Genomic DNA, 18,349 nt, shown 5'->3' on the forward strand with positions numbered 1-18,349 from the left:
CCTCCGCGACCCGACCACGCACCCCTGCGGCCGGGTCCACGGATCGCTACTTGGGCGGCGCGACGATCACGTCGGCGGGGACCTCGGCGTCGGTGCGCAGCGCCCCGAAGAGCTTCTTGGACTTGGCCTCGTCCCAGACGATCGCCGACCCGACGCCCTTGACGCTCTTGGAGCCGCTGAACGGGACGGTCGTGGTCAGCAGCCCGTCGCCCGCGCCCATCGCGAGCGCGAGGCCGGGGAGGTTGTGCAGGTGGTCGCCCTCGTCGAGGGTGATGGCGTCGGGCGCGCTGGCGAGCAGCGGGATCACGCGGAACGGGTTGATGAGCGTGCCGAAGCTGGTGGCCTTGTCGGTGAGCGCGCCGATGAACGCGCGCTGCCGGATCACACGGTCCAAGTCGGCACGCGGGCCCTTACGAGTGCGGACATAACCGAGCGCGTTGGCACCATCGAGTTCCTGGCAACCCGCGGGGAGGTTGATGCCCGCGAGCGGGTCCTCCATAGGAGCGTCCAGGCACATCTCCACGCCACCGACCGCGTCAACGACGTTGGCGAACCCACCGAAGCCGATCTCGATGTAGTGGTCCAGCCGCAGCCCGGTCTCCAGCTCGACGGTCTTCGCCAGCAGCGGCGCGCCACCGAAGGCGAACGCGGCGTTGAGCTTGTTCTGCCCCTTGCCGGGGATGTCGACCAGCGAGTCGCGCAGCAGCGACACCAGCGTCGGCTTGGTCCCGTTGTCCGGCAGGTGCATCAGCATGATCGTGTCGGTGCGCTTGCCCTTCGCGTCACCGGTGGCCAGCCGCGCCTCGTCCTCGGCGGAGAGCTCCTCGCGGCTGTCGGACCCGACGATCAGCCAGTTGGTGCCCGAGCCCGCCGCGGGCCTGCCCTCGTAGTCGGTCAGCGCGGCCACGCGGTTGATCGAGGTCTCCAGGTACACCCACACCCCGGCGAACAACGCCACCACCACGGCCAACGCGATCAGCGCGATCCGGCCCTTGCGCCTGCGCCGACGCGGCGGCACCCCACCGGCGAACCCGGGCGAGCCGGGACGGGCAGGCGGTCCGGGCGGACCGGAGGGCGTGCGCGGCTGCTCCGGCTGGTACGCGCGGGGCTGCTGCCGGGGCGGCGGCTGGGACCGGTTCTGGTTCGGCTGCGGCTGGTAGGACGTCGGCTGGTACTTCGGCACCGGCTCCGGTCGATAGGGCGGCGGCCGGTTGTCGGACCCGGGCTGCTCCATCTTCCTGGTCGGGTTGTAGCGCGGCCTCGGCTGCTGCCCAGGACCCATCCCAGAACTCATCGGAGCCCACCCACCTGGCGCGTCACAGACCGACCCCTCACCCGTGGGATTCTCCCACCTCACCCGTCAGGACGCGGGACGACCGGGATGGGTTGCCCACCGGCGGCGCACCGCGCGCACACCGTAGCCGGCGGGCCCCCACCAAGATCACCAGGGTCAGCACCCGAGCCGAGGGTCAGCGCCCGCCGCGCTCGGCCACCCACGGGGCACCTACGGCGTCAGCGCCCGATCGACATCTGCCGGACCCCGATGTACCCGGAGGCGAACCCCGCCTCGCAGTAGGCCAGGTAGAACTCCCACAGCCGCCGGAAGGTGTCGTCGAAGCCGAGCGCGGCGATGCCCGCCCAGTTGGCCAGGAACCGCTCCCGCCACTGCCGCAGCGTCTCGGCGTAGTCGAGCCCGAAGTCCCGGTACTGCCCGACCCGCAGGCCGGTGCCCACCAGCGACCGGTCGATCGCCTCCGGTGACGGCAGGATGCCGCCGGGGAACACGTACTTGTGGATCCAGGTGTAGCCGCCGCGGGTGGCGCGCAGCCGGTCGTCCGGGATGGTGATCGACTGGAGGCCGAACCGCCCGCCCGGCCGCAGCAGCCGGTCCACGGTCTGGAAGTAGGTGGGCCAGTACCGCTCCCCCACCGCCTCGATCATCTCCACGCTGACCACGGCGTCGTAGCTGCCGTGCGCCTCGCGGTAGTCGCGCAGCAGCACCTGCACCCGGTCGGACAGCCCGGCCTCGGCGACCCGCCGCTCGGCGAGGGCCTTCTGCTCGGCGGAGATGGTCAGCGAGGTCACCCTGGCGCCGCGCTGGGCGGCGCGGATGGCTAGCGACCCCCAGCCGGTGCCGATCTCCAGCACGTGGCTGCCCGCGCGCACGCCCGCGTAGTCCAGGACGCTGTCGAGCTTGCGGTGCTGACCGGCGACCAGGTCGGTGGAGCCCGGCTCGAACAGCGCCGACGAGTAGGTCATGGTCTCGTCGAGGAACTGCTCGAACAGCTCGTTGGACAGGTCGTAGTGCCGGTGGATGTTGTTGCGGGACCCGGTGAGCGTGTTCTCCTCCGCCTCCGGCTGGCGGCGGTCCACCAGCCTGCGGAACACCTGCAGCGGCGTCGGGATCAGCCGCGCCATCCGCGCCGAGAAGGCGGTGAGCAGTTCGGGCAGCATCGTCGACGTCCAGTCGCCGACCATGTACGACTCGCCGAAGCCGATCTTGGAGTCGACGCCGAGGCGGTGGAAGAACGCCGACGGCCGGTGCACCCGCATGACCGGCGAGTCCTGGCCGCCCGCGCCGAGCCTGCGGCCGCCGGGGAACACCACGCGCACCGGCAGGGTGCGCACGGCGTGCTGGAACAGCGCCCTGGCGATGCGCGCCCTGGTGGGGTCGCACGGCGGGGTGAACAGGTCGCCCCAGTCGTGGGCGTCGTTGGCGGGGCGGGTGGTCAGCTCGGTCACTGGACTCCTTCTTGCCGGGCGTGCTGGGGGCGGCGGACCACCGGGACCCGGCGCAGCCACAGCGCGATGCCGTGCGCGCGGATCAGGGCGGTGACCCGCAGCGTCATCAGCGGTCGGCGCAGCACCATGCGCGCGACCTGGTTGGTGGTGGCGGGGCGGTGGTCCCCGGTGAGGGTCGCGGTGAACGGGACGGTTCCGTTCTGCCGCAGGGTGACCGTGAGGGAGAGCCGCTGCCCCGGCCGGGGTAACCGCATCTGGTAGTGGCCACCCATCTCGAGGAAGGGTGAGACGTAGAACTCCTTGTCGGTGTCCGCGCGCCCGGCCTCGTCGGTGCGCAGCAGGTAGCAGTGCCGTTCGCCGTAGGTGTTGTGGACCTCGGCGACGACGCACTCCAGCGCGCCCTCGGCGTCGTGCACCCAGTAGACGGTGAGCGGGTTGAACACGTGGCCGAGCACGCGGGCGTTGGCCAGCATCAGGACCCGACCGGTGACCGTGATGCCCTGCCCGGCCAGCCAGGCGGTCAGGTTGTCCTTGATGGACCGCTCGGGGTCGCCGAGGTGATCGCGCGCCTCGAACCGGGCGAACGGCCGGAGCAGGCGGGGCAGCCTGGGCAGGTCGTCGAGGTCGACGTACCAGAGGTACACCGGGTGCTCGAAGGCGTTGTCGATCCGCTCCATCCGGACGTGCCGGACGGTCGCGTCGTAGAGCGCGGGGGTCATCCGTCCCAGCCAGACCCGAGGGACGCCGCCGCGCGGACGCCGGACAGGCAGCCGTCCTCGTGGAAGCCCCACCCGTGGTAGGCACCGGCGTAGGCGACAACGCCGTCGTTGAGGTCGGGCAGCCTGCGTTGGGCCGCCACGGACTCGGGGGTGTAGATCGGGTGGTGGTAGGTCATCCGCCGCAAGACGGACTTCTCTGCCACCAGGTCGGTGGCGTTGAGCGTGACCACGTAGTCCTCGGGTTCGGCGAGGCCCATCAGCCGGTTCATGTGGTAGCTGACCTGCACCGGGCCGTCGTGGGAGTCGCACGCGGGCTTGAGGTAGTTCCAGGACGCCCTGGCCCTCTCCGTGCGCGGTAGGACTGACGGGTCGGTGTGCAGGATCGTCTCGTTGGTGGAGTACTCGATCGCGCCGAGCACCTCGCGCTCGTCGGCGGTCGGCTCGGCCAGCAGCCGGAGCGCCTGGTCCGGGTGGGTGGCGACCACGGCGCGGTCGAACCGGTGCGCGTGGTCGGCGCCGTCGCGGACCTCGACGTGGTCGCCGTGCCGGACCAGCGCGCGGACCGGGGTGGACACCAGCACCGAGGTCACCTGCTTGGCGATCAGGTCCACATAGGTGCGGGAGCCGCCGACCACGGTCCGCCACAGCGGGGACCCGGTGACCGACAGCAGGCCGTGGTTGTCGAGGAACCGGAACAGGTACCGCGCCGGGTACCGCATGCTCAGCTCGGGGCCCGACGACCACACGGCGGACACGACGGGGATGAGGAAGTGGTCCACGAAGTACTGCGAGTACCCGCCGACCACCACGAACCCGCGCAGGGTGAGATCGCCCGGGTCGTCGGCGCGCAGAACGCGCTTGGCGTGCAGGTGGAACCGCTTCACCTCGGCCAACATGGCCAGGTAGCGCGGGTGCAGCAGGTTGCGTGGTTGGGCGAACACGCCCGGTAGCCCGCGCGCTCCCGCGTACTCCAGGCCGCAGCCGTCGCAGCGCACGCTCATCGACATCTCGGTGTCCCTGGTCGCCACGCCGAGCTCGCCGAACAGGCGCAGCAGGTTCGGGTACGTGCGCTCGTTGTGCACGATGAACCCGGTGTCGACCTGGGTGAGGCCACCGTCGGGCGTGGGCACGTCGTGGGTGTGCGCGTGCCCGCCGACGCGGTCGTCCGCCTCGAACAGGGTCACGTCGTAGCGGCGTTGGAGCAGGTAGGCGGCGGTGAGGCCCGCGACCCCACTCCCGATGACCGCCACCCGCCGTCTGTCGCCACCGGCCACTGCTCCTCCTCCCGGTCGCCGCTAGAGCGGCACCCGCAGCCCTCCGGGTGAGGGCTGTCGCATGGCGTTCGTAATCCGGGGGTCCCCCGGTTGGGTGGCGAAGGCCCCGAGGACAAAACCGGTGACCAACTCGGTCCACTGGTCGGCGCGGCGCAGCATCGCGTGCCGCTCCCCGCGCACGTCGAACCGGGCGACCCGCTCGGTGATCGCCTTGGCGCGGCGGGCGTAGTCGTAGGACAGCCGCGGGTCGGTCATCCGGTCGAGCACCCCGTGGGCGATGAGCACCTCGCGGTTGGCCAACTGCTCGACCGGCTCCCCCTGGGGCGTCCACGGCGCGAGCGCACACACCCCGACCACGGACGGGTCGTCGGCAACGCGCAACGCGACCCGGCCGCCCATCGAGTGGCCGACCAGCAGCACCGGCACGTCACCGTGCACGCGGCGCACCTCGTCGAGCGCCCACCTGGCGTCCTGCACGGGGTGCAGATCGGGCGCGTTCCAGCCGCGGTAGCGATTGCGCAGCAGCCAGGCCGCGATGCCGTGCTCAGCACCGACCCTGGCAATGGCCTTGGCGAAGGGCACCATCCGCAGATAGGCGAGCTGATGCCGGGCTACCCGGCCGTGACCGTGCTCACGACCGCCGTGCAGCACGAGCACGACCGCGCGGACATCGCTCGGGTCCGCCCCGTACACGGTGATCTTCGGCGCTGGGCCGGTCGCTGGGGTCCTCGGGTGGCTCGCGGGGGTCACAGCAACATCTTCGCGCAAACCCGCGATTCGGCTTGGTGGAACAAACCCACCGACGACGAGGTCAACAGATCGTGGCCACCGAATCGCACTCGGTGGATCGCGGCCGGGGCGTCGGTTGTGGCCGGAGGGCAGGGTGCCGGTCACTGTCGGTGGATCGCGGCCGGGACGTCGTCGCAGCAGGGTGCCGGTCGCGGTCGGAGTGCCGGTCGCCATCGTGGTCGAGGGGTCGGTGGATGCGGGTCGGGGGTGTCGGTCGCGGTCGGTAACCTGCCGCGGTGAGCGAGCACCGGCAGATCACCACCGAGGCGGGGACCTTCGACGCGCTGGGGGCTGGTCCGGCCGGTGGGCGACCGGTGTTGTTGTTGCACGGGTTTCCGCAGGCGGCGACCGCGTGGGAGCACCAGGTGGATGTGCTGGGGCACGCCGGGCTGCGCGCGATCGCGTTCGACCAGCGCGGTTACTCACCCTCCGTGCGCCCAGACGACGTCGCCGACTACCAGGTGGACGCGCTGGTCGGGGACGTGCTCGCGGTGGCCGACGCGGTGGACATGGCCGAGTTCGACCTGGTCGGCCACGACATGGGCGCGGTGGTGGCCTGGCACCTGGCGGCGGCGCACCCCGAGCGGGTCCGCACGCTCACCGCGGTGTCGGCGCCGCACCCGGCCGCGCTGGCGGCGGCGGTGCGCGAGGACGAGGACCAGCGGATGCGCTCGCAGCACGTGCCGGTCCTCAAGGAGCGCTCCGCCGAGCGCCGGTTGCTGGCGGACAACGGGGCGGCGTTGCGGCAGCTGTTCGAGTGGCGGATCCCGCGGTCGGAGGTCGACGAGTACGTTTCGCGGCTTTCCGAGCCGGGTGCGCTGACCGCGGCGCTGAACTGGTTCCGGGCCGAACGGTGGAACGTGCTCCCCGACCCGGTGTCGGTCCCGACGATGTACGTGTGGGGTGGCGAGGACGTCGCGGTGGGGTCCACAGCGGCGCTGAGCTGCGGCGCGTGGGTGAATGGTCTATACCGATTCGAACTGGTGGACGAGGCGTCGCACTGGGTGCCGCAGGAAGCTCCCGACCTGGTGGCGGGCCTGCTACTCGATCATCTGCGGTAGCTGCCTCTAGGCTGCCGCCATGGCGGTTTCCGGCGGTGCGCGCGTGGCGGGGCTGTTGCTCGCCGCGGGCGGCGGCAGGCGCTTCGGCATGCCCAAGGCGCTGGCCCCCTACCGCGGTGGACTGCTGGTGGAGCACGCGATCCTGGCGTTGGCCGACTGCGCGCCCGTGGTCGTCGTGCTCGGCGCGGGCGCGGAGCGGGTGCCGCCGCTACCCGCGACCGTCGTGCACAACGAGGTCTGGACCACCGGGATGGGGTCGTCGCTGCGGCTGGGTCTGGCCGCGCTCGCCGACTCCGGGGCCGACGCGGTCGTCGTGCTCCCCGTGGACACTCCCGGCGTGACGGCCGCCGCGGTCGCCAGGCTCGCCGCCCACGCCGCGCCGGACGCGCTGGCCCGAGCCACCTACGCCGGGGTCCCCGGTCATCCAGTCCTCATCGGACGCGCGCACTGGGCGGGGGTCGCCGAGCTGGCCGTCGGCGACACCGGCGCGCGGCCCTACCTGGCCGGGCACCCGTTCGTCGACGTCGCGTGCGAGGACGTCGCCGACGGTGCCGACGCGGACCGTCCCGAAGATCTCGACTGACCACGATACGAGGAGGCACCATGCCAGAAGACGTCTACGGCGACCAGGTTCTGACGCACCTGGCCAAGGTCGGCGCGCACAACGCGGACGCCCTCGACGACGTGTCCGACCTCGTGCTCGCCTGCGTCCGCGCGGACGGGCTCGTGCTGACCGCGGGCGCGGGGCACTCGCTGGCCGCGGTCGCCGAGACGTTCTTCCGCGCGGGCGGCCTCGCCTGCGTGCGGCCGCTGTTCACCGAGGAGCTGCAGGTCTTCGGCGGGGCGCGGCGGGCGACGGCGGCGGAGCGGCGGCCGGGGCTGGCCAGGTCGGTGTTCGGGCTGGTGACCCGCACCGGGCACGAGGTGCTGTTCATCTTCTCCAACTCCGGGATCAACCACTACCCGGTGGAGCTCGCGGTGACCGCGCTGGAGGCCGGGTGCCCGGTGGTGGCGGTGACCTCGCCGGTGGCCTCCGCCGACACCCCGCCGCGGGCGGGCACGAAGCTCTCGCTCAACGCCACGATCATCCTGGACACGCTGACCGGCCCCGGCGACGTGAGCTACCCCGAGCAGTCGCCGGTGACCGCGTCGCTGTCCACGCTGAGCAACGCCTACCTGTGGAACCAGGTGCTGGCCAGGGTGTTCGACAAGGCCGCCGCCGCGGGTGTCGACCTGCCGCTGTGGCGCAGCTCGAACGTGGAGGGCGGCGACGCGGCCAACGCGAGCCTGCTGGAGCGCTACGGCGACCGCGTCCCGCAGCTGGGCTGATCCCTCCCGCCACCCACCCCCTCGTCCCCACCCGGCATCGTCCCCGACTTGGCACGCTCGCTGCGGTCAGGGCGCCGGAAGGGGTGCGAACATGGGTTAGTCCCGGGGGTCCCACTTGGTGTACCGCAGGCCGAGCGCGGCGGCCACCGCGGTCCAGACCACCAGGGACGCCAGTGGGCGCAGGACGTCGCCGCCGCCGACCAGGGCGGCGATCGCCCCGCCCGGCAGCACGGTGGCCCACGGGGTGGCGGTGGTGAGTGCCCAGATCGCGCCGCCGAGCCCGGCGAAGAAGAACGGCGCGGTGGTGATCTGCGCGGCCTCGGCGGAGGCGGTGAACGCGGCGGTGAGCAGTCCGACCGCCGCGTTCACCGCCACTCCCCCGACGATCGCGACGACCAGCCCCAGCGGGTTGTCCGGCACCGGCGCCCCCGCGATGAACACCACGCCGGTCAGCAGCACGCACTGGGCGACGCCGATGACGGCGAACGGCGAGAGCACGCCCGCGAGGATCGCCAGATCCGGCAGCTCCCCGGCCCGCAACCGCTTGAGCGAGAGGTCCTGGCGGCGCGCGGCGATCGCGGCGGTCGTGCTGATGTAGACGCTGAGCCCCTGCGCGCCGACGAGCAGCATGGTGATGGCCAGGTCCCAGTCCTGCGCACCGGGTCCGAACAGGAACATCGCGGCGAACACGACCGGCAGCACCAGCACCATCGCCGCCGTGGTCTTGTTGCGCAGCAGTTGCAGCACCTCGGCGCGGGCGAGCGCGATGACCGGGTTCATGCCGCGACCCCCTTGTCCTGGACGTTGTGGAAGACCTCGGTCAGCGACGCGTGCGTGGCGCGCAGCCGGGCCAGTTGCAGGTCGCGGTGGGCGGCCCAGGCCAGCAGCACGGCCAGGTCGTCCTGCAGGGCGCGGGTGCGGATCTCGACCCGGCCCGCGGCGAAGGCGTCGCGGTCGAGGGTGCCGGTGACGGCGGGCAGGTCGGCGGCGGTGATCCCGGGCGGGACGACGAACCCGATCCGGGACGCCTCCCGCTCCAGCACGTCGACCAGCGTGCCGCTGACCGCGACCCGGCCCTCGTGCATGATCGCCAGCCGGTGCGCGAGGTGCTCGGCCTCCTCGAGGTAGTGGGTGGTCAGCAGCACGGTCGTGCCGCGGGCGACCATGTCGCGCACCAGCGCCCAGGTCCGCCTGCGCGACTCGGGGTCCAGGCCGGTGGTCGGCTCGTCGAGGAACAGCAGCTCCGGCTCGCCGAGGGTCGCGACGGCGAGGTCGAGCCGCCTGCGCTCACCGCCGGAGAGGGCGTTCACCCGCACGTCGGCGCGGTGGTCGAGCCCGACCGCGGCCAGCGCCCCGTCCACATCGGAGGGACGGGAGGTCAGCGACCGCCACAACCGCAGCGTCTCGACGACGGTCAGCGTGCCGCCCGCGCCGCTGTCCTGCAGCAGCACCCCGGTGCGCGGGCGGATCCGCGCCCGGTCGGCGTCGGGGCGCAGGCCGAACACCCGCACCGTTCCCCCGCTGGGCGCCCGCAGCCCCTCCAGCACCTCCAGGGTGGTGGTCTTGCCCGCGCCGTTCGTGCCGAGCAGCGCGAACAACTCCCCCTCGGCCACGTCGAGGTCCACCCCGCGCACGGCCTCGAACGGGCCGTAGCGGCAGTGCAGCCCCCGCACCTCGATCACCGGTTTCCTCATGTCCCGGAGTCTGCTCGAACCGGGTTGCGGGCGGGTAGCGCCACCGATCAGGCGTACCCGGGAGTTTCGACACGTCCCCGGCGTGACAAATGTCAGGACTACCACCGGGCCCCGGCGGGCGGGGCGGGGTGTCCCCTACATTCACCGTGTGGACCGACTGTCGCGCAACCTCATGGACCGGGTGCGGCGCTACATCCTGGTCTCGCTGATGGTGGCGGTGGTCTTCGTCGCGCTGGTGCTGGTGCTGGACCTGGTCGGGCTGCGCTACAGCGCGCCGACCACCGCGCTGCTCGCCCCCGCCGCGGCGCTCGGCCTCGTGCAGTACGTGCGGATCAGCGGGTTCAGCATGCCCGGGCTGCGCACGGCGACGGCGCGGCGCGGGGAGGTCGCGGTGACGATCGCGATCACGCTGGTCGGCTGGTGGGTCGCCGTGGCGCAGGAGCCGATGGGGTTCGGCTGGACGCTGCCGTGCGCGCTGGTGCTCGCCGCGTGGCTGCCGATGGTCGAGACCTGGTGGCGCTGGCCGCTGTCGGTGGCCGCCGGTCTGGTGGTCGCGGTGTCCGGCCTGGTCGCCGGGGCGGTGGCCGGTCAGCCCACGCGCGAGGGCGCCGCGGTGTGGGTGGTGGTCGTGACCCTGACGGTGCCGTTCTTCACCTTCTGCAACTACCTGCAGGTCTGGCTGTGGTCCATGGTCCGCCAACTCGACCAGGCCCGGCGGGTGGCTGGCGAGCTCGCGGTGGCCGAGGAACGCCTGCGCTTCGCCGCCGAACTGCACGACATCCAGGGCCACCACCTCCAGGTCATCGCCCTCAAGGGCGAACTGGCGGCCCGCCTGGTCGGCCAGGACGACGCGGCGGCCCGGGCACAGGCGACCGAGGTCAGCGAACTGGCCCGGACGGCGCTGCGGGAGACGCGCGCGGTGGTGCACGGGTACCGGCGGTCGAGCCTGTCCACGGAGATCGGGAACGCGGTGGACATCTTGCGAGCCGCGGGGATCAACGCGACTGTCCGGGGTAGCGCTACCGACGTGCCGCCGCCGCTACAGCCGCTGTTCGGGATCCTGGTGCGGGAGGGGACTACGAACATCTTGCGCCACAGTGCGGCTGGAGAGTGCTCACTGACGATCGATGTGGACGGTGGCCGAGTACGGGTAGTGCTGTCAAACGACGGCGTCGAGCCCCGCGTGTCGATACCGGGCAGCGGTTTGCAGAGCCTGCGAGAACGCTTCGCCATCGTGGGCGGGACGGTGCGGACCGAACAGGAACCAGGCACCTTCCACCTGATCAGCGAGGCGGCGGTGGCGTGATCCGGGTGGTGCTGGCCGATGACGAGGACCTGATTCGGGGGGCGTTGGCGGCGTTGTTGGAGTTGGAGCCGGATATCTCCGTTGTCGCGCAGGCCAGTGATGGGGCGGCGGCGGTGGTGGCGGTGGGGGTGCACCAGCCGGATATCGCGGTGTTGGATCTGGAGATGCCGAAGGTGGACGGGATCGCCGCGGCGGCTGAGATCGGGGCTGGGACGGCTGTGGTGATCGTGACGCGGCATGCTCGGCCGGGGGTGTTGCGGAGGGCGTTGGCCGCCGGGGTGCGGGGGTTCGTGCCCAAGACGACCCCCGCGGCGCGGCTTGCCGCGATCTTGCGGGATGTCCACGCGGGTGCCAGGTACGTCGACTCCGAGATCGCCGCGAGCGCGCTGACCGAGGACGCCTGCCCGTTGACCGCGCGCGAGCTGGAAGTCCTGCGCCACACCAGGGCAGGCGGCTCCGTGCTCGACATCGCCACCGCCGTCCACCTGGCCCACGGCACCGTCCGCAACTACCTGTCCTCCGCCATGACCAAGCTCGACGTCACCTCCCGCCACGACGCCGCCCGCCTCGCCTGGGAAGAGGGCTGGATCTAGCGGGCCTCGCCCACGGGTCAGTCGCATCACTGACGCCGACTCCCAGGCCGGGGAGGAGCGGCGAACCTCTCCGCTCAGCTCGCTGTGGGGGTCGGGTCGTCGGTGAACTGGGTGCGGTAGAGGGTGGCGTAGCGGCCGTTGGCGGCGAGCAGGTCGTGGTGGGTGCCGCGTTCGGTGATCGAGCCGTTCTCGACGACCAGGATCAGGTCGGCGGCGCGGACCGTCGACAACCGGTGGGCGATGACCAGGGCGGTGCGGTCGCGCAGGGCGTCGGCCAGGGCTTCCTGGACCGCCGCCTCCGATTCCGAGTCCAGGTGCGCGGTGGCCTCGTCCAGCACCACCACCGCGGGCCGCGCCAGCAGGAGCCGGGCGATGGTCAGCCGTTGCCGTTCGCCGCCGGAGAGGCGGTAGCCGCGTTCGCCGACGACGGTGTCGAGGCCGTCGGGGAGCGCGTCGACCACTGTGGACAGCCGGGCGGCGGCCACCGCGGCGCGGACCTCGGCCTCGGTCGCCGCGGGGTTGGCGTAGCGCAGGTTGGCCATGATCGTGTCGTGGAACAGGTGCCCGTCCTGGGTGACCACCCCGACCGCGGCGCGCAGGTCCGCGAACGACAGGTCGCGTACGTCCACACCGGACAACCGGATCGTTCCCGAGTCGACGTCGTAGAGCCGCGGCACCAGCCCCGCGATGGTCGACTTGCCCGCGCCGGAAGGCCCCACCAGGGCGACCAACTGCCCGGGCGAAGCGCGGAACGACACCCCGTGCAGCACCTCCTGCCCGCCGCGCTGGTCCAGTACCGCGACGTCCTCCAGCGACGCCAGTGACACCTTCTCCGCCGCCGGGTATCCGAACCGCACGTCGTCGAACTCCACCGACACCCCACCGGCGGGCAGCGGCACGGGACGCTCCTTCTCCGCCACCATCGGCGTCAGGTCCAGCACCTCGAAGACCCGCTCGAACGACACCAGCGCCGTCATCACGTCCACCCGCACGTTGGCCAGCGCGGTGAGCGGCGAGTACAGCCGGGTCAGCAGCAGCGCCAGCGCGACCACCGTGCCCGGCGCGATGCTGCCGGTCAGCGCCAGGTACCCGCCGAGCCCGTAGACCAACGCCTGCGCCAACGCCGACACCAGCTGCAACCCGGTGAGGAACCAGCGGCCCGCCATCGCCGTGCGCACCCCGATGTCACGCACCCGCGCAGCCCGCGCCCCGAACTCCGCCGCCTCGTCCGCTGGTCGCCCGAACAGTTTGACCAGGGTCGCGCCCGGCGCCGAGAACCGTTCCGTCATCTGCGTGGTCATCGCCGCGGACAGCCCGGCGGACTCGCGTTGCAGGTCCGCCATCCGCCGCCCCACGCGCCTGGTGGGCAGCACGAACACCGGCAGCATCACCAGCGCGAGCACGGTCACCTGCCAGGACAGCGTGAGCATCACCCCGAGGGACAGCACCAGCTGGATGCTGTTGCCGACCAGACCGGACAGCACCGAAGTGAAGGTGCGCTGCGCCCCGATCACGTCGTTGTTGAGCCTGCTGACCAGCGCGCCCGTCCTGGTCCTGGTGAAGAACGCCACCGGCATCCGCTGCACGTGCTCGAACACCGCGCGGCGCAGGTCGTGGATCAGCCCCTCCCCCACCATCGCCGACTGCTTGCGCTCGGCCAGCCCCAACCCGGCGCCGACCACCGCGAGCCCCGCGATCGCCACCGCCAGCCACACCACCGTCGACACCGCGTGCCGACCCACGATCGCGTCGACCACCCGGCCGGCCAACAGCGGCGTGGTCACCCCGAGCGCCGAGGACACCACGGTCAGCACCAGGAACAGCGCCAGCCGCGGCCGGTGCCGGGCGCTGAAATCCCACACCCGCCGCACCGTCCCCGGTCGGATCCCCTTCGGCGCGTCGGCTGCCCGCACCGCTCCCGCCATCAGCCTGCGCGGACTGTCCACGCGTCCCCTCTCCTCGGCCCTCCGGTGTCGACCGGACGCCGTTGTGCAACGCCGTGCCACCCCGCGACGTTCCCCAACCCCAGCAGGCCCACCCCTCGGCCCCGACACCGGTGCCGGATCGGTGCTCGGTAATCTGGGAACAACGGCGCGAGGAGGACAGCGGAGGCTATGCAGGGTGCTCCCGCGCGTCGAGCGCTCTGGCTGGACCTCGCCCTCTACGGCGGCGCCCTCGTCTTCGCCGTGATCACCGCGTTCGCCTCGGAGTTCTACGGCTACCGCGTGTGGGGCGACTTCGCGATCGCCGGGTACCTGGCCGCGTTGCTCGTCACCGCGTGGATCGCCATCACCGGTCGGGGGTCCCGGTGGCTACCTGTGTGGGTGACCGCTGTCGTGGCGACCGTGGCACCGTTGCTGTACCTGGCGTTCCGGCGGTCGCCGACGTTCACCTGGGGTCCGTGGCCGTGGTCGTTCCCGGCGCAGCCGGAGGTCTGGGTCATCGAGCGGTCCGCGCGGGACCTGTTCGCGCACGGCACCCCGTACACCGACCTGGCGACCCTCGGCCGGGCACCGCACCCGGACGACTACACCCCGTACGGCCCGTCGATGACGGTGTTCGGGTTCCCGCGCGCGCTGTTCGGCGACCACCCGCTGACCGACGCCAGGGTGGCGTTCCTGCTGGTGACCGCGGGCGCGCTCCTGCTCGCCTGGTACGCGCTGGGCAAACCGGTGCTGCCGGTGCGCGCCGGGCATCTGGTCGTGGCCAGCCCGCTGACCGCGCTGACCCTCGCCGCCGCCGGGGATGACGTCGCCGTGGTGGCGCTGATCGTGGCCGCGGCCGCGCTCGCCTACCGCGCCGACCCGGCTGGCGCCTGGGGCGCGGGTGCTCTCGGCGCGGTGCTGGTGACCATGAAGTTGACCGCGTTGCCCGCGGTCGCGGTGCTCGCCATCGGGGTCGCCGCCACCCGGGGGTGGCGGGCCGCGGGCGCGTTCACCGCCGCGCTCGTCGCGGTCGGGTCGGCCGTGGTGCTCCCGGTGCTGCTGGCCGACCCGACGTCGTTCGTCGAGCACGTGCTGAAGTTCCCGGTCGGCCTCGGCCAGGCGTCCTCGCCCGCGTCCAGCCCGCTGCCGGGGCACCTGGTCGCCGGGCTCGGGCCGGTCGGGCACGCCGTGGCACTCGTCCTGTTGGGACTGGCCGCCGCCGCCACGGCGACCTGGGTGCTCGTCCGTCCACCGAGGACGGCGGGGGACGCGCTGGCGTGCACCGCGGTCGGCATCGGCCTGGCGATCGTGCTCGCGCCCGCGACCCGCTGGGGCTACCTGGTGTACCCCGTGGTGCTGGCGGGCGCCGCCATCGCGGCAGGCAGGGCCCAGGGCCGCGGTGGACCGGCCCGGGTGGGAACCGGGGTGCCCGCACCGGCCGATCGCTCCGGTGTGGACAGCCCGCCGGGTGGACCGCGCACGGCCTGAGCCGACGCCGCCGCACCCAGGCGGGGTTTACTTCTTCTTCGTCCGCGTCGCTCCGCCTCGCCCGCGCAGCGTCACGCCGGACTCCGAGAGCACTCTGTGCACGAATCCATAGGAACGGCCGGTGCTTTCCGCGAGCGCCCTGATGCTGGCGCCCTTCTCGTACTTCTTCTTCAAGTCGGTGGCGAGCTTGTCGCGCAGGGCGCCGGTGATCCGTGCGCCTTTCTTGAGGTCAGCCACGTTGTCCGCCTTCCGTCACGTGTGGCCGGGGCCACGGGTGGCCCCTACCGCCGCAATGATCGAACACCGCCGCGCGAAATGCCAGACGAGACGCGCAAATGGTTGCCGCCGCCGCTGATCACCGGCGGCGGCACCTCTGGGACTCAGCGTGATCTGTGAATACAAGATCCCAGCAAAACGGCCAATTTCAGGCCAGCTGAACGAGTTCGAGGTACTCGGCCGACCAGTGGTCCTCGCTGCCGTCTGGGAGCAGGATCACCCGCTCGGGTTCCAGTGCCTCGACCGCGCCGGGGTCGTGGGTGACCAGCACGACCGCCCCGGAGTAGCGGCGCAGCGCGTCGAGCACCTGCTCGCGGCTGGCCGGGTCGAGGTTGTTGGTGGGCTCGTCGAGCAGCAGGACGTTGGCGGCGCTGGAGACCAGCCCGGCCAGCGCGAGCCTGGTCTTCTCGCCGCCGGAGAGCGTCCCGGCGGGCTGGTCGAGCTGCTCGCCGGTGAACAGGAACGTGCCCAGCAGCGACCGCAGTTGCTGCTCGCCGGTGTCGGGCGCGGCGTGCCGGATGTTGGCCCACACGCTGGCGGAGTGGTCGAGGGTCTCGTGCTCCTGGGCGTAGTAGCCCAACCGCAGGCCGTGACCGGCGATGACCTCGCCCGAGTCGGGGGTCTCCATGGCGCCGAGCAACCGCAGCAGGGTGGTCTTGCCCGCGCCGTTGAGGCCGAGGATGACGACCCGGGAGCCCTTGTCGATGGCCAGGTCGACGCCGGAGAAGATCTCCAGCGAGCCGTAGGACTTGCTCAGCCCCTCGGCCAGCAGCGGGGTCTTGCCGCACGGCGCGGGCTCGGGGAAGCGGATCTTGGCGACCTTGTCCGACTGGCGGACGTCGTCGAGGCCGGAGACCAGCTTCTCGGCGCGCTTGATCATGTTCTGCGCGGCGACCGCCTTGGTGGCCTTGGCGCGCATCTTGTTGGCCTGCTCCATGAGCACGCCCGCCTTCTTCTCGGCGTTGGCCCGCTCGCGCCTGCGGCGCTTCTCGTCGGCGGCGCGCGCGTCGAGGTAGCGCTTCCAGCCCATGTTGTAGATGTCCACCTCGCCGCGCATGGCGTCGAGGAACCACACCTTGTTGACCACGTCGCCGAGCAGTTCCACGTCGTGGCTGATGACCACCAGGCCGCCGCTGTGGCCCTTGAGGAACCCGCGCAGCCAGGTGATCGAGTCGGCGTCGAGGTGGTTGGTCGGCTCGTCGAGCAGCAGGATCGTGCCGGAACCGCCGCCAGCGCCCGCCTCGGACGCGGCGAACAGGATCCTGGCCAGCTCGACCCGGCGGCGCTGACCACCCGAGAGCGTGCGCAGCGGCTGGGCGAGCACCCGGTCGGCCAGGCCCAGGTTGGAGCAGATCCGCGCGGCCTCGCTCTCGGCGGCGTACCCGCCGAGGGCGGAGAAGCGCTCCTCCAGCCGCCCGTACTTGCGGACCGCGTTGTCGCGGACGGAGTCGTCGGCGTGCTCGGCCATGGCCGTCTGCGCCTTCTCCATCTCGCGCAGCAGCTCGTCGAGGCCGCGCGCGGAGAGCACCCGGTCCTTGGCGGTGACCGACAGGTCGCCCTCGCGGGGGTCCTGCGGCAGGTAGCCGAGTTCGCCGGTGCGGCGCAGGTCGCCGCCGTAGGGCTCGCCCTCGCCCGCGAGCACGCGCAGGGTGGTGGTCTTGCCCGCGCCGTTGCGGCCGACCAGGCCGATGCGGTCCCCGGCCTGCACCCGCAGGGAGGCGTCGGAGAGCAGGATGCGCGAGCCCGCGCGCAGTTCGAGGTCAGTTGCGGTGATCAAGGGGGAGCTCCGTGGGTGCGGTGGTCGTGGGCAGGGGTGATCCGCTCGCGTGCCGTGACCCGCGAGCCCACTGGCCCATCAGTCGGTGAGCACAGCCCTGCCCGCTCGATCCCCTTCGGTGATAACCACGGGACCCAGTCTAGCCGCGCCGCGCCACGGGTTTCCCGCCGGCTAGAGTCCGACCATGGGAACAGCCGAGTACGCGGGCAGGGCGGCGCTGGTCACCGGGGCGAGCCGGGGCATCGGCCTGGCCATCGCCACCGAGCTGGCCCGCCGGGGCGCCGCGGTCGCCATCAGCTCCCGCAAGCAGGCCGACCTGGACGCCGCCGCCGCGTCGATCACGGCCGCGGTGCCGGACGCGCGGGTGCTGGCGGTGGCGGGCAACACCGGGCGCGACGAGGACCGCGCGGCGGTGGTGGCGCGCGTGGTCGCCGAGCTGGGCGGGCTGGACGTGCTGGTGAACAACACCGGCATCAACCCGGTGTACGGGCCGCTGGTGGACGTGGACCTCGACGGGGTGCGCAAGATCTTCGACACGAACGTGGTCGCGGCGCTGGGGTTCGTGCAGCTGGCCTACCGCGCGTGGATGGCGGAGCACGGCGGCGCTGTGATCAACATCGCCTCGGTGGCGGGCCTGCGGTCGTCGGGGGTGATCGCGGCGTACGGGGCGAGCAAGGCGGCGCTGGTGCGGCTCACCGAGGAACTGGCGTGGCAGCTCGGCCCCGGGATCCGGGTGAACGCGGTCGCGCCTGCGGTGGTGAAGACCCGCTTCGCGACGGCGCTGTACGAGAACCGGGAGGAAGAGGCGGCGGCCGCCTACCCGATGAAGCGCCTGGGCACGCCGGAGGACGTCGCCGAGCTGGTCGCGTTCCTGTGCTCCCCGGCGGCGTCGTGGATCACCGGGGAGACGGTGCGGGTGGACGGCGGCCTGCTGGCCACCGGAACCCTGGGCTAGCTGCTCGGGGTGGGGGCGGGCGTCGGGTTCGGCGTCGGGAGGACGCTGGACGGCGACGGCGCGGGCGGGGTGTTGGGCCGCCTGCCGCGCTCGGGCGGGAAGCCGGGCTGCCCGGGCCGGTCCACGCCGGGCCCACCGTGGCGACCGGGCCCGACCTGCCACGAGTGGCCTGGTCCGCCGTGCCTGCCCGGGCGGTCCCCGGAGTTCCCGATCGCGTACCCGACGATGCCACCGACGAGCAGCAGCACCGCACCGGCCAACCCCGCGACGAGCAGACTCACCGTCCGCCGCGAATCGACGACCACCTCGGCCGGTGGCCCCTCGACCCGCGCGGGTTCCGGCTCGGGCACCGCGGCAGGCGGTGCTTGGTCGCGAACGGGCTCGGCAGCGGGCTCACCAGGGGACGGGGTCGTGCTCATGC

General features: G+C 72.6%; 18 protein-coding genes. 7 read left to right on the forward strand and 11 right to left on the reverse strand.

Annotated features, from left to right (window positions below; all coding sequences use genetic code 11):
• Positions 1–46: 46 nt before the first annotated feature.
• The 5 genes from BMY07_RS19200 to BMY07_RS19220 form a co-directional block, all read right to left on the reverse strand.
• Positions 47–1,294 carry an LCP family glycopolymer transferase gene (locus BMY07_RS19200; RefSeq protein WP_092780217.1) on the reverse strand — a complete coding sequence of 416 codons (1,248 nt, stop codon included), beginning with the start codon at positions 1,292–1,294 and terminating at the stop codon, positions 47–49.
• A 218-nt stretch (positions 1,295–1,512) separates the two neighbouring features.
• A complete protein-coding gene (locus tag BMY07_RS19205) occupies positions 1,513–2,742 on the reverse strand; it encodes an SAM-dependent methyltransferase (RefSeq protein ID WP_092780219.1) in 1,230 nt (409 codons plus the stop codon).
• Positions 2,739–3,461 carry a DUF1365 domain-containing protein gene (locus BMY07_RS19210; RefSeq protein WP_092780221.1) on the reverse strand — a complete coding sequence of 241 codons (723 nt, stop codon included), beginning with the start codon at positions 3,459–3,461 and terminating at the stop codon, positions 2,739–2,741. The genes BMY07_RS19205 and BMY07_RS19210 overlap by 4 nt, the downstream gene beginning before the upstream one ends.
• Positions 3,458–4,735, reverse strand: a complete 1,278-nt coding sequence (locus BMY07_RS19215) for an NAD(P)/FAD-dependent oxidoreductase (RefSeq protein ID WP_092780223.1) — start codon at positions 4,733–4,735, stop codon at positions 3,458–3,460. Before BMY07_RS19215 ends, BMY07_RS19210 begins: the two co-directional genes overlap by 4 nt.
• Positions 4,736–4,756: 21 nt before the next feature.
• Complete coding sequence (locus tag BMY07_RS19220) at positions 4,757–5,485, reverse strand: alpha/beta fold hydrolase (RefSeq protein WP_425426327.1); 729 nt, start codon at positions 5,483–5,485, stop codon at positions 4,757–4,759.
• Positions 5,486–5,760: 275 nt separating this feature from the next.
• Between BMY07_RS19220 and BMY07_RS19225 the strand changes: the two genes are divergently transcribed.
• The 3 genes from BMY07_RS19225 to BMY07_RS19235 are packed head-to-tail and all read left to right on the forward strand — an operon-like array spanning position 5,761 to position 7,914.
• Complete coding sequence (locus BMY07_RS19225; RefSeq protein WP_092780227.1) at positions 5,761–6,585, forward strand: alpha/beta fold hydrolase; 825 nt, start codon at positions 5,761–5,763, stop codon at positions 6,583–6,585.
• Positions 6,586–6,604: 19 nt separating this feature from the next.
• Positions 6,605–7,168 (forward strand): nucleotidyltransferase family protein, encoded by a 564-nt coding sequence (locus BMY07_RS19230; protein WP_092780229.1) that lies wholly within the window; start codon positions 6,605–6,607, stop codon positions 7,166–7,168.
• Positions 7,169–7,188: 20 nt separating this feature from the next.
• Positions 7,189–7,914, forward strand: coding sequence for a sugar isomerase domain-containing protein (locus BMY07_RS19235; protein ID WP_092780231.1), 726 nt, complete (start codon positions 7,189–7,191; stop codon positions 7,912–7,914).
• Between the two features lie 96 nt (positions 7,915–8,010).
• Here the strand turns inward: BMY07_RS19235 and BMY07_RS19240 are convergent, their stop codons facing one another.
• Together BMY07_RS19240 and BMY07_RS19245 are read right to left on the reverse strand one after the other, a co-directional pair.
• Positions 8,011–8,694, reverse strand: a complete 684-nt coding sequence (locus BMY07_RS19240) for an ABC transporter permease (protein ID WP_092780233.1) — start codon at positions 8,692–8,694, stop codon at positions 8,011–8,013.
• Positions 8,691–9,608 (reverse strand): ABC transporter ATP-binding protein, encoded by a 918-nt coding sequence (locus tag BMY07_RS19245; protein WP_177215651.1) that lies wholly within the window; start codon positions 9,606–9,608, stop codon positions 8,691–8,693. The genes BMY07_RS19240 and BMY07_RS19245 overlap by 4 nt, the downstream gene beginning before the upstream one ends.
• A gap of 148 nt (positions 9,609–9,756) precedes the next feature.
• Between BMY07_RS19245 and BMY07_RS19250 the strand changes: the two genes are divergently transcribed.
• Both BMY07_RS19250 and BMY07_RS19255 read left to right on the forward strand, forming a co-directional pair.
• Complete coding sequence (locus tag BMY07_RS19250; protein ID WP_245782497.1) at positions 9,757–10,914, forward strand: sensor histidine kinase; 1,158 nt, start codon at positions 9,757–9,759, stop codon at positions 10,912–10,914.
• The gene (locus BMY07_RS19255; RefSeq protein ID WP_092780239.1) at positions 10,911–11,507 is read left to right on the forward strand and encodes a response regulator transcription factor; all 597 of its coding nucleotides are present in this window, start codon (positions 10,911–10,913) and stop codon (positions 11,505–11,507) included. Before BMY07_RS19250 ends, BMY07_RS19255 begins: the two co-directional genes overlap by 4 nt.
• Positions 11,508–11,581: 74 nt before the next feature.
• On the opposite strand, the gene BMY07_RS19260 is transcribed toward BMY07_RS19255, so the two are convergent.
• Entirely contained in the window at positions 11,582–13,432 is a 1,851-nt protein-coding gene (locus tag BMY07_RS19260) for an ABC transporter ATP-binding protein (protein ID WP_425426332.1), read from the reverse strand.
• Between the two features lie 189 nt (positions 13,433–13,621).
• Between BMY07_RS19260 and BMY07_RS19265 the strand changes: the two genes are divergently transcribed.
• Positions 13,622–14,920 (forward strand): glycosyltransferase 87 family protein, encoded by a 1,299-nt coding sequence (locus tag BMY07_RS19265; protein WP_092780243.1) that lies wholly within the window; start codon positions 13,622–13,624, stop codon positions 14,918–14,920.
• Positions 14,921–14,947: 27 nt separating this feature from the next.
• On the opposite strand, the gene BMY07_RS19270 is transcribed toward BMY07_RS19265, so the two are convergent.
• Positions 14,948–15,157 (reverse strand): helix-turn-helix domain-containing protein, encoded by a 210-nt coding sequence (locus BMY07_RS19270; RefSeq protein ID WP_092780245.1) that lies wholly within the window; start codon positions 15,155–15,157, stop codon positions 14,948–14,950.
• Positions 15,158–15,344: 187 nt separating this feature from the next.
• Positions 15,345–16,973 (reverse strand): ABC-F family ATP-binding cassette domain-containing protein, encoded by a 1,629-nt coding sequence (locus BMY07_RS19275; protein ID WP_092780247.1) that lies wholly within the window; start codon positions 16,971–16,973, stop codon positions 15,345–15,347.
• A gap of 184 nt (positions 16,974–17,157) precedes the next feature.
• Between BMY07_RS19275 and BMY07_RS19280 the strand changes: the two genes are divergently transcribed.
• Positions 17,158–17,928: an SDR family oxidoreductase gene (locus BMY07_RS19280; protein WP_092780249.1), complete on the forward strand. Its 771-nt coding sequence runs from the start codon at positions 17,158–17,160 to the stop codon at positions 17,926–17,928.
• Here the strand turns inward: BMY07_RS19280 and BMY07_RS19285 are convergent.
• Positions 17,925–18,347, reverse strand: coding sequence for a hypothetical protein (locus tag BMY07_RS19285; RefSeq protein WP_143073553.1), 423 nt, complete (start codon positions 18,345–18,347; stop codon positions 17,925–17,927). The two genes, BMY07_RS19280 and BMY07_RS19285, sit on opposite strands and share 4 nt — an antisense overlap.
• Positions 18,348–18,349: the final 2 nt, after the last annotated feature.

It is taken from the genome of Actinokineospora terrae (assembly GCF_900111175.1).
Taxonomy (GTDB): domain Bacteria; phylum Actinomycetota; class Actinomycetes; order Mycobacteriales; family Pseudonocardiaceae; genus Actinokineospora; species Actinokineospora terrae.